Source organism: Chryseobacterium sp. LAM-KRS1, assembly GCF_013184525.1.
In the GTDB taxonomy this organism is placed as follows: domain Bacteria; phylum Bacteroidota; class Bacteroidia; order Flavobacteriales; family Weeksellaceae; genus Chryseobacterium; species Chryseobacterium proteolyticum.
Genome location: NZ_JAAOIZ010000002.1, coordinates 796,241 through 808,166, shown reverse-complemented (window position 1 = coordinate 808,166; position 11,926 = coordinate 796,241). Strand labels below are relative to the sequence as shown.

The window sequence follows — 11,926 nt, the reverse complement described above, 5'->3', positions numbered from 1 at the left end:
GATTCTTTCATCATTGGTACTTTCCCTCTGTTCGGTGTTGGGCTATTCCCAGACCATACTCTATCAGCAGGAAAGTACATCAAGAACAGTACAGGATCCGCAAACCGTGGTCTTGGCTCCAGGGTTTAAAACAACTTCAAGTACTTCAAATCCTTTTGTGGCAAAGATCGGGCCTTCTACTGAAAATCCAGGTGGTGGACCTACAGATTCTAATGCGGGAACTACAAACCCATCAGGCACAACAGAAACAACAGAAAATAGATTTCATGATACAAAGGGAAATATAGACGTTAATGGTGCTGGGCAACTTCAATATACTTTACCGATCGCTTTACCACCAGGGGTTAAAAATGTTGCTCCTCAGTTAAATCTCCTTTATACAAGTAGTTCAGCAAATGGAATTGCTGGATATGGTTGGGGACTTACGGGAATTACATCCATTTCGAGAATAGGTAAGAATATTGAAAAGGATGGTAAAGTTGAAGGTGTAAAACTCGATTATTCGGACTACTATAGTTTCAATGGACAAAGATTAATTTTAAAATCCGGAGAATATGGAAAAGATGGAGCTGAATATGTTACTGAGAAATATTCCAATATTAAAATAAAGTCTTTCGGAAGTTATAACAGCACCGGTATTCCGCCTACTTATAACGTCTCTGGTCCAAAATATTTTGAAGTCACTTTTGAAGACGGATCACAGGCTTGGTACGGTAAAGATATTGGATTTAACGTAGATAATCCTGCTACGACATTTTTGGATTATAATATAATAAAATGGCAAGATGCACAGGGAAATTCTATTAACTATAAATATAATCAAGAAAATAATGTAGCTGTTTTGACATCTATAACATGGGGAGGTAATCAATTGATTAACAAAGCAGATTTTAATGAAGTTATATTAAATTATATTACAAGAGATGTCGCTGAGGAATCTTATATAAATGGAGCACGTTTTGTTCAAAATAAATTACTAAAAGAGATTATTGTAAAAACAAACGGTAAGCAATTCAAAAGATATAGTATTGATTATGAAAATAACTCTACAAAATATCAATTTGTAAAAAAGATAACTGAATTTAATTCTAAAGATCTTCCAGCAAATCCAGTTGTTTTTAATAATGAAAATAGTCCAGTTGGAACAAATGTAATTAATTCAAATTCAAGATATGATGATATTTATGGAGACAATATAATTACTGGAGATTTCAATGGGGATGGTAAACTAGATTTCTTAAAAGGAACTACATTAATGCTAGGAAGATTAGATGGGAGTAATAATTTTATTAATATCTCTTACGAAGGAGAATTTTTATCTGTAATTAATACACCCAAAAATAATGTCCTTTTAGATAGGCAATCATTTGCAACATATGTGTATGATTATTTAAATAAAAAAATCACAATAAATTATTATGCTTTAAATCCAAGCAACATACTTGAAAAGTATAATTCCTTTGTATTAGATAATATACCTCAAAGTATATTTGCCGAAGCGCCATGCATCCCTGCATATAATCAAAATATGTGTAATTCGGGATTTTCTGTTGGTATGGTAGGAAAAGAAGGAGATTTTAATGGAGATGGAATTTCCGAACTCTTACTTCGAGTGGAAGGAGCAACACAATGTGATTGTGAAGATTATTATGGATCCAATCAAACACGTACCAGTACCAGTAGCGGAGAGGCTTATTTTTATGTTGATACCAAGACCAATTTTAATAAATTATCTGCTTACGATTCTTCACTATATACTATTGGAGACTTCGATGGAGATGGAAAATCGGATCTAATAAATTTATCCAATGGAAGTAACATTTACTCCTTTAACGAAACATCAAAAGATTTCGAACTAAAGGTACAGTCTTCTATTCAAATTCAATCTGACGGAAGACAGTTTGGTGACTTTAATGGTGATGGTAAAATGGATATCTTAGCTCCTGTAGGAGTTGACTCTTCGGATTGGAAAATGTATGTTTCAACGGGAAAAGGTTTTAAGGAATTTTACTATTCTAATTTGTATTTATACAAGCCTACACAACAAGGAGCTCCAAGAAAAAATAGGAGTACTTTAAGAACATATTCTACATCTGACTTGAATAAAGATGGAAAAAGTGACTTAATGATCTTTGAATCACAGGTTTGGTTTAGGGATGGATGGACTGATTGGAATAATCCTGATTCAAGTTACGGTTTTAATTATTTAAGAAATGATGGAGTAGATATTAATGGTAAACCAATATTTTCAAATGCCTATAATATTACTCCTGTTGAATTAAATATAGAGAGCGAAACATTAAATTATTCAATGTATGGTGAGCATTATATGCCTTTATTTGGTTCTTACCGTATTGCTCAAATGAATACAGAATTTGTAATTATACATAAGACAAAGCTGATTACATGGGATTTAGGAGGAAGACTTAATGTTGCTTCAAAAATTCAATCGATAGCTCAGGGAGGAATACAAACGAATATAGAATACTCTAATTTAGTCAATGGTATTATTTATAAATCTTACTACAGTACAAATCCCATATCCTATCCTTATGCAAATATTTTAGAAAATATTAACTATAATGTGGTCTCTAAGCTGATTCAGGGAGGAAGAATTCAGGAATTCAGATATCGAGACTTAATTGGTAATTTAGCTGGTAAAGGAATGATCGGTTTTAGACAAGTTGCCAGATCTACATTCTTTGCTAATGGATTTGAGAATACTAAAATATGGAGTGGTTCTGAAATAAACCCAAGTAATGAAGGGTTGCCATTTAAGGATTGGAGTATAAGAACTACGGACGAATCGAAAATATTCCCTACTGATATCTCATTAACAAATACCCAATTATTATCATTTAAACAGTACGATTATAAGATAGATAAATTGTTAAATGGGGCTGTTATTACAACTGTTGCAGATGTGGATAAACCTAAAATTGTTACTGCAATAAATCCCTATATTACAATAAGTAAGGATTTCTTAAAGAATATAAAAACAGTGCATACTGTTGAAACTTACAATGACCTATATTTTCCGACAAAATCTACAGATAATGTAAATAATGGTTTTGCTATTTCAACTTCTGAAATAGAATATTATCCCTCTAATTTATCTTCTGGAAGTAATTACAGTATCGGTAAGCCTAAGACGAAAATATCAACAGTAAAGGCATATGGTGATATCAAATCTGTAAAAGAAGAATATGTTTATGAAAATAATCTTCTAAAAACCCTAAAAACTTGGAGTCGAGACAACACGGGATATTTTCAAGAAACCTATAATTATGATGGGTTTGGTAATGTTATTCAAAAAGTTATTAATAGTAGTGCAGATTCTCAAACCCGAACTACAAAATCTGAATATGATAGCAAGGGTAGATTTAGTATTAAAAATACTAATAATCTTGGGTTAGAAACTAATATTACTTATAATGACTGGGGGCAAATTCTTACCCAAACAGATCCTTTAGGAAATACCATTACTAATACTTATGATAACTGGGGAAAATTGCTTACAACAAAAAATAATCTTGAAGGAACAACAACCTACACTTATGAATTGACTTATGGGATTTCTATACCTCCGACTCCCACTCCAGTTTCAGGGACTAAAGTAACAAAATATTCACCTAATGGAAATCAGTCTATTACGTACACTAATTTATTAGGTCAGACTATTATAAGCTCATCAAAAGCTTTTGGGCAAGGTCAGTTTGTTTCAGTAGATACTTTATTTGATGAATTAGGTAGAAAGGCAAGTGAAAGTGAACCCTATTTTAGTACTCAAGGTGCAACTTTATGGAATACTTTTACGTATGATGATTCTGTATTTCCTGCTAAAGTAACAGTAACCTCATTCAATGGTAAACAAACGGAAACTACAATTTCGGGTTTAACAACCATCGAAAAAGAGTTAAATGGTTATCAAAGGACTACAATAAAGGTAACAGATGCTTTAGAAAATGTGATTTCAAGTACCGATAAAGGAGGAACAATTAATTTCTCATATAATGCTGCAGGAGAACAAACGCAAGCAAAGTATGCTGAAAATATTGTAACAACAAAATATGATGCCTGGGGAAGAAAATCCGAATTCAATGATCCTTCTAACGGAACTTACAAATATGAGTATGATGTCTTTGGACAGCTAAAGAAAACCATTAGCCCGAAAGGAACTAAGGAATTTACATATAATAATCTTGGACAGCTTATTACACAAAAAGAAATATCTACTGCAGATGCTGGTCAGTCTACTAATAAAATGATTTCTTTCACTTATGATGATAAAGGAAGGGTAATTTCTAAAAGTGGAACATCTAAAGGAAAAGCTTATAGTTCAAATGTTCTTTATGACCCTCAGGGAAGATTATTGTCTGCATCCGAAAACAGTAATGGTAGGTACTTTATGCAGAAAGGATTAACCTATGACGACAAAGGAAGAGTTGTTTCTTATGAAAAGAGCCTTTATTCCTCTGGAGTTCTTACCAAGGTGCAGATACAAAATATGTACAATGCCTGGAATGGGGAACTTTATCAGGTTAAGGATGTGAATTCGGGGAAAATTTTATGGGAATTAAAAAGCGCTAATGCAAAAGGACAGGTATTAACTGCTAAGTTAGGTGCTGCGGATGTAAGTAACACATATGGTACTAATGGATTCCTTACCAATATCAATCATTCGTCACAGATAAAGCCAGGAATTCTGCAAATCTCATATTCTTTTGATGCTATTAAGAATGAACTTAAAAGCAGGACAACAGGAGGCGACTTTAATATAATTGAAACCTTTGATTATGATGATAATAACCGTTTGATCAATTGGACAGATCCTGTTAACGGTGTTAAACCACAAACTAGCAGAAATGTTTATGATATTAAAGGACGAATTTTAGAGAATGATCAGGTAGGAACCATTAAGTATGGGAATTCTTCCAAGATTTATCAACCAACAGGAATGACTCTTAATGCAACAGGAACTCAAAACTATAATAATGATCTTGTCCAAAGTATTAACTACAATGAAAATAATGATCCTGTATTTATAGATGGTGAAAAAGGGGATGTAGCTTTCCAATACGGACTGACAAGTATGAGACAAAGAGTTACCTATGGTGGAAACTTTAACGCAGATATGGATGGCAGGTTTACCAAATTCTATAATGAAGATGGAAGTTTTGAAATACAAGTGGATAATACTAACGGGAAAGAGAAGCACGTTCTTTATATTGCAGGGACTCCCTATGAAAGCAATATTATTTATGTTAAGAGTTATGAAGAATCGACAGGTTCCTACAAATTTTTACATAAGGATTATTTAGGAAGTATCCTGGCCATTAGTGATGAAGCTGGAAATAAATTGGAACAGAGACATTTTGATGCCTGGGGTAATATAACCCACTTCAAGAAAGCAACTAAACAAACATTGACAGATCGTGATCTTATCAATAGTTTTATTGCAAGCGGTGGGCTATTAGTAGACAGAGGGTATACTAGTCATGAGTATTTTCCGGAGGTGGGAATTGTCCACATGAATGGAAGATTGTATGATCCATTACTAAGAAGATTTTTAAATGCTGATGAGAATATTCAAGATCCAACAAATACCCAAAACTATAATAAATATGGGTATGTATTAAATAATCCACTATTATTTAATGATCCAAGTGGAGAAAGCTTTGGTTTGGCAGAATCGTTTATAATTGCTGCTGCAGTAGCTATATTTACTTCGGTTGCTACAGATTATTATTTAAACAGGCCCATCAACTTTGGTAGCATGTTTCAATCCGTAATAATGGCTACTATTTCTGCAGCTGCAACTTTTGGAGTCGGATCAATATTTATTAACTCTTGTGGTGAAGCCACAAAAATAGCAACATCATTAGGGAAAGTAGGAACTGTTATAGCAAGGGCTGGCGCGCATGCCATTACACAAGGTGCACTATCTTTTGTGCAGGGTGGAAATTTCTTAAGTGGTGCACTAAGTGGAGTATTTGCAAGTGTTTCTAATGATTTGTTAGATTTTGCAATAAAAAATGTAAATCCTAACAGTATACTAAATAACAAAGGGTTTGCCCTATTAAATGGTGCTGTAAGTGGAGGTGTAGGTTCTGTACTTGGGGGGGGGAACTTTTGGATGGGAGCTGGACAAGGACTTGTAGTTACTACATTTAATTATCTTGCCCATAAGATGAATGACCCTCTGAAAAGTCAGCTTAGAGATGAATTTAAAGGAACTGGAATGGAGGCGGGTGATAAAGCAACTTATGAGGATTATGTTACTCTTACCGAAAAACTTCCTACTTTAAAAAACTTAAGAAATAAAACTAAATCAGTTTTTTCTCGGAATGATACTTTAGTTGGCGCAGATGGTCAGCAAGTTGGAAACACAAATGTTATTGAAATTAATGGAACAACAATAGGTACAAAATTAGACTATGCCTACACATTGGGGCATGAAATGTTACACGTATTTGATTCTATTTATAATTATAATATTGTTATAAGTATTTTAGGAAAGACTACTTTAGGTTCACATGGATATGGCTTTTATAAAGAATACAGATCGTATACTTGGGAAATTGATATGGGAAATAATATTAATCTTAATGAACGTTTAAAGCCATATATTGTTCCAATGAACAAAGAGGGTGTTGCTAAAGTTTATAACAATTTGATAAAGTTAAAAAATTCAGTAATTAATCCTTAATATTCAATTTAGTATAAGAAATAATGAAAAAAATATTATTGCCCTTTTTCATATTTATATTTAGTTTTTTTTATTCTCAGATTAGAATTGAGCTAAACGTTATTGAAAATGATCAATCATTTATCAATGAAAAAAAATATAAACTTATTGTAAAGGTTATTAATGAGTCAGACCAAAAATATCTAGTGCCAATTGATACCACCGGTTTTAAAAATTATATGCCAGATGAAGTATGTTCTAACTTTAATTTGATTGAATTTTATCCAGACTTAGGACTGTTACCAATGTTTAAATATAATGATGTTTATTTAGAAGGTACAGGAATTAATTACGGACACGTTACGCTTATGGGTAAATATAATAGAAAGCTTAGGGTATTTAATAACAATAAAAAAAAGAAATTAGATAAATGGATAAAAGATAATAGACTTAAAGGGCTTAGTATTGAAAAGGTACAAATAAATAAATATTTAATGTCAAATTTAATATTACTTGATGGAAGACAAGAAATAATTTTTTCAAAATATTTTAATCCTATAAAATATAACTTAAATGAATTGTTTCCAAGTTCATATTCTTATCCAATTGAGAATAATAAGACTTATCAATTCTCTTTGCAAACTTGTATTAATGAAAGTATTTATAGTAATTTAACTATAATGCAAAAGAGTCAATTAAAAGATTATATATTTTTTTCTGGTAATATTGAAAGTAATATTGTGAATTTTAAAATGTCTTATAATTTTTAATGTTCTAAAATAAAGCGATATTATAAATAAAAAACAACTCAAATTTTGAGTTGTTTTTTATTTATAATAAAATAATAATTATTTTAGGTGTAAAGATTATTATATATCTAAATGTAACTATAAAAGTTTTATAAGAAATGTGTTGTTATTTAATAATAGTCTTATGTTCATAAAGAAATTTTTATCACTTATTACAAAGAATCTCCACCCACTCCCTAAAAAAAACCGACCACGCCGCAACCTCACTCCCTTTCTTTCCCATTCCCCAACCATGTCCTCCATTCTTAAACAAATGCATTTCAACAGGAACATTCACCTTCTTTAATGCATCATCCATTAATATACTATTCTCCACAGGAGAAATAGGATCATCAATTGCTTGTGCTAAAAAAGTTGGTGGTGTTTGACTATTCACCTGCCTTTCCACAGAGAATTCTATTTCCTCGGAAGTTGATGGATTTTTCCCAAGAATACTCTTAAAAGCATGGGTTTTATTATTGGGAGGAAGCATTGAAATAACCGGATAAATCAATCCTACAAAATCGGGTCTTGCAGATAGAGAATCTATATCGTCGACGGGTTTATAAAACATCTTATTAGGTTGCGTGGCAATCATTCCGGCTAAATGTCCACCGGCTGAGAACCCTAAGATGCCAATTTTATGAGGATCTATACCATAATTTTTGGCTGAACTTCTGATTATTCGCATAGCTCTTTGTGCATCTTCAAAAGGAACATCGATCGTTTTCCAACCTTCTTGTGGTAATCTATAAATAAGTTCAAACGCAGTTATCCCTTCTGACTGCAGCCATTTCGAAGTTGGTGTGCTTTCTTTTCCTAATTCGATGTGAGCATATCCGCCACCGCTAATAACTAAAATAGCTGTACCATTTGGGTTTTTAGGTCGATGAATAATTAACCTTGGATCAGAAACATGAGTGACAGATCCTTTATTAGTTATCATTTCTGCATTTCTACTACCCAGTTGATCAGGCATATTGCTTTTTACCCATAAGGAAATTTGCTCCAGATCGGATGAAATCTCAAACTTGTTTGTAGAAGTTTGGGAATTGTATTTACTACTTGAGAAAAGTAATATGGTCGCGAAGGCGAATAGTCGTTTCATGTCATATTTCTAAAAGAAATAAGATTTTTATTCAAAGAATATAACCTTATTCTGATAAGTCTTTGGGGTTACTCCCACAAGTTGTTTGAATACTCTTGTAAAATAATTTGTATCTGAAAAACCCGTTTGATAAGCGGTTTCTTTAATGCTATTCTGAGTAGCCAATAATTCTTTAGCCCGGTTGATTCGCTCTTGTAAAATGAAATCATTGGGTGAAGTACCTAGTTCATCTTTAAACATTTTAAAGAAATTTGATTTGCTGACATAAGCAAGTTTAGCAATGCTGTCAATGGAAAGTTTCTGATGAAGATTTTTTTTGATATAATCGACGGCAAAACCTATTCTCGATTTATTTTTTGCGATATTCTTCTCTACCATACCTCTGGCCTGGGTCTGCATCAATCTTATCAAAAGTTCCTTCAGGGCAAAATCAGCCATGATGTCTTTTTGAGAATTATCATCCATAGCGATTCTCATGATATTGTTGGTAGCGGAAGCCAGAGATTTATTATTGAATAGAAAATACTCATCCAGCTGAATATTCCATTGAGAAGTTTCATCCACCTTTGGCAATGTGTAATTTAAATGGTTAAGCGAATCTTCTATAAAATCAGGATTAAGACTTAATGAAATACACTGTGATGGAGTTTCATCAGCCTCAGGAAAATCAATAATCATTGTTTCTCCTGGTGCTACCAGTATGCTCTCTCCTGGAAAATAATCAAAGTACCCTGTTTTATTTTCCAGTTTCATATGCTTTTTTCCTCTTAGCATAGCGGTAAACGCAATGGTATCAAAATGAAGTTTTACACCAAAAGCAGTTTTATGGGTTTCATAGATACTGAACTCACAATTGTTGAGATTGAATTTCGTTTGGTTTTCAACAAGGCTCATCAGCTGATTTTCTTTTTTCAGATCAGGAGTATTTAATAAAAACTTATTATCATTCATTTCTATACATTTTTAAAACCCATTCTATCAAATATAAGAAAATATAAAATCGAGGTATTGTTAAAAAAGTATAAAATTCCTGGCGAATACTATTTTGAAGTTTTTTTGTAGGATTATGCTATCTGTTCTTATTGGGGAAATGTAATTTGGCTTAACAGAAATTAAAAACAATACGATATGAGCACAATAACAGAACAAAAATCAGAAACTGTTTTACAGTGGCCTGATTTCAAAAGTAAATATGATAATTATATTAATGGTCAGTTTACACCTCCGGTGAACGGACAATATTTTGATGTAGTTTCTCCAGTTAACGGAAAAAACTTTACCCAAGCGGCTCATTCCTCCAAGGAAGATTTAGAATTAGCGGTAGACGCGGCTCACAAGGCATTTCAAACCTGGAAGGATACCTCTTCAACGGAACGAAGTATTATTTTAAACAAGATTGCAGACAGAATAGAGCAGAACCTTGAATACCTGGCAACAGTAGAAACTATCGACAACGGTAAAGCTGTGAGGGAAACCCTTGCTGCAGATTTACCTTTAGTAGTAGATCATTTCAGGTACTTCGCTTCTGTAGTCCGTGCAGAAGAAGGCTCTCACAATGAATTGGATAAAGATACCGTTTCTCTTATCGTACATGAACCCCTGGGAGTTATCGCACAAATCATTCCATGGAATTTTCCTTTATTAATGGCAATCTGGAAATTGGCCCCTGCATTGGCAGCTGGAAATTGCGTAGTATTAAAACCGGCAGAAAGTACTCCTGTTTCTATCATGGTTTTAATGGAAATAATCGGTGATTTGCTACCTGCCGGGGTAGTGAATATCGTAAACGGTTTCGGGGCAGAGCTTGGCCGGGCTTTGGTAACCAATCCTAAAGTTTCAAAAGCAGCTTTTACAGGCTCTACAGCTACAGGACGTCTGGTGATGCAGTATGCAACTGAAAATATCATTCCAGTTACCCTGGAACTTGGAGGTAAATCTCCGAATGTTTTCTTCAGTTCTGTAATGGATGCGGATGATGAGTTTTTAGATAAAGCTATTGAAGGTGCTGTTCTTTTTGCTCTTAATCAGGGAGAGATTTGTACTTGTCCTTCAAGGTTACTGGTTCAGGAAGATATTGCTGATGCTTTTATAGCAAAAGTCATTGAACGAGTAAAAGCGATTAAAGTGGGAAACCCTTTAGATAAAACCGTAATGATGGGTGCCCAGGCTTCCCAGATTCAGAAAGATAAAATATTGTCCTATATCAAATTAGGGAAAGAAGAAGGTGCTGAAGTTCTTGTGGGTGGTGATGTAAATAATGTCGGGGAAGGTTTAGAAGATGGATACTACATTCAACCCACAATTTTTAAAGGTAATAATAGAATGAGGATTTTCCAGGAAGAAATTTTCGGGCCTGTTTTAGCTTTTACCACTTTTAAAGATGAGGAAGAAGCAATAAAGATTGCTAATGATACGATTTATGGTCTTGGTGCAGGAGTATGGACAAGAGATGCACATCAATTGTATAATGTGCCCCGTAAGATCCAGGCAGGAAGAGTATGGGTCAATCAGTATCATTCTTATCCTGCAGGAGCACCTTTTGGAGGATACAAACAATCCGGAATTGGAAGGGAGAATCATAAAATGATGCTGGACCATTATCGCCAGACTAAAAATATGTTGATCTCTTACAACAAAAACAAATTAGGGTTCTTTTAATTTTTTTTAACATCAGGGCATGTCCGTTTGTTCCGTTATTTAAGCGGAGCAAAACGGCAGGCCTAATCTGACACTATCATGTTTCGTATCCGTTCCATAAGGCTCATTATTAATAAACTTATGAGGGAGAATTTTTTCGCCATCCTATGATTAATACTTAAGTTTAGGTAACCTGACATTTTTGTCAGGTTTTTTGAATAATCTAAGAGTAAATGATGATCTTTACTAACAATCTTACATGAAAAATTGGTAGTTTATTGCAGTATAAAAATCAACTTAAAAACCTACAGAAATGGAACCCCAAATATCCAGGTTATCTGCTACGGAAAAAGCGCTTGAAGTTATCTGGCAGCTAGAAGAAAAATATGGAGACCTGATGTTTTATCAGGCAGGCGGTTGTTGTGAAGGTACTCAGCCTCAATGTTTTGAAAAAGGAGGATTTTTTCCAAGAATGAATGATGCTATGATAGGTAAGATTAACAGACATGAATTTTGGATCGATCGCGATTTGTTTGAGTATTGGAAATATTCTCACTTTACATTAGATGTTGTAGATGGTTTCGGACCAGGTGGTTTTTCTCTGGAAACACCTTTAGGAAAAACATTTAAAGTACATTACAAGCTTTTTACTCCTGAAGAATACAAAAATCTGGAGCCGGTAAAGCGAAGTGAATAAATTTCGAT

The 11,926-nt window shown here is 33.4% G+C and carries 6 protein-coding genes; 4 read left to right on the top strand and 2 right to left on the bottom strand.

Annotation, left to right across the window (positions count from 1 at the left end; genetic code table 11):
• The first annotated feature begins 106 nt into the window (after positions 1-106).
• Together G9C87_RS07450 and G9C87_RS07445 are read left to right on the top strand one after the other, a co-directional pair.
• Positions 107-6,709, top strand: coding sequence for an RHS repeat-associated core domain-containing protein (locus G9C87_RS07450; RefSeq protein ID WP_410499032.1), 6,603 nt, complete (start codon positions 107-109; stop codon positions 6,707-6,709).
• A 23-nt stretch (positions 6,710-6,732) separates the two neighbouring features.
• Positions 6,733-7,458 carry a hypothetical protein gene (locus G9C87_RS07445; protein WP_172279652.1) on the top strand — a complete coding sequence of 242 codons (726 nt, stop codon included), beginning with the start codon at positions 6,733-6,735 and terminating at the stop codon, positions 7,456-7,458.
• Positions 7,459-7,642: 184 nt separating this feature from the next.
• Here the strand turns inward: G9C87_RS07445 and G9C87_RS07440 are convergent, their stop codons facing one another.
• The gene (locus G9C87_RS07440) at positions 7,643-8,584 is read right to left on the bottom strand and encodes an alpha/beta hydrolase (RefSeq protein ID WP_172279650.1); all 942 of its coding nucleotides are present in this window, start codon (positions 8,582-8,584) and stop codon (positions 7,643-7,645) included.
• Between the two features lie 27 nt (positions 8,585-8,611).
• A complete protein-coding gene (locus G9C87_RS07435; RefSeq protein ID WP_172279648.1) occupies positions 8,612-9,535 on the bottom strand; it encodes a helix-turn-helix domain-containing protein in 924 nt (307 codons plus the stop codon).
• 177 nt (positions 9,536-9,712) lie between these two features.
• Between G9C87_RS07435 and G9C87_RS07430 the strand changes: the two genes are divergently transcribed.
• Complete coding sequence (locus G9C87_RS07430) at positions 9,713-11,242, top strand: aldehyde dehydrogenase family protein (RefSeq protein WP_172279646.1); 1,530 nt, start codon at positions 9,713-9,715, stop codon at positions 11,240-11,242.
• Positions 11,243-11,534: 292 nt separating this feature from the next.
• Positions 11,535-11,918 carry a DUF779 domain-containing protein gene (locus G9C87_RS07425; protein WP_172279644.1) on the top strand — a complete coding sequence of 128 codons (384 nt, stop codon included), beginning with the start codon at positions 11,535-11,537 and terminating at the stop codon, positions 11,916-11,918.
• Positions 11,919-11,926 lie beyond the last annotated feature (8 nt).